Consider the following 422-nt stretch of genomic DNA (forward strand, 5'->3'; position numbering starts at 1 on the left):
GTTGTCATGCCAATGGCATTGCCCGGTAGCTAAATGCGGAAGAGATAAGTGCTGAAAGCATCTAAGCACGAAACTTGCCCCGAGATGAGTTCTCCCTGACCCTTTAAGGGTCCTGAAGGAACGTTGAAGACGACGACGTTGATAGGTCGGGTGTGTAAGCGTAGCGATACGTTGAGCTAACCGATACTAATGAACCGTGAGGCTTAACCTTACAACGCCGAAGGTGTTTTGGCGAAAGAGACATCGAAATTCAGCTTGATTACAGATTACATCGACAGACCGAGAGGTGTGTTGATAGACAGAATTTGCCTGGCGGCTGTAGCGCGGTGGTCCCACCTGACCCCATGCCGAACTCAGAAGTGAAACGCCGTAGCGCCGATGGTAGTGTGGGGTCTCCCCATGCGAGAGTAGGGAACTGCCAG

The 422-nt window shown here is 51.9% G+C and carries 2 rRNA genes; both read left to right on the forward strand.

The features are described 5' to 3' along the window. A 23S ribosomal RNA gene (locus B9P82_RS28155) occupies window positions 1-211 on the forward strand; the annotation flags it as partial. Window positions 212-308: 97 nt separating this feature from the next. Beyond that, window positions 309-422 (forward strand): 5S ribosomal RNA (gene rrf, locus B9P82_RS28160); the annotation flags it as partial.

The organism is Citrobacter sp. L55, from assembly GCF_002850715.1.
Classification (GTDB): Bacteria; Pseudomonadota; Gammaproteobacteria; order Enterobacterales; family Enterobacteriaceae; genus Citrobacter; species Citrobacter braakii.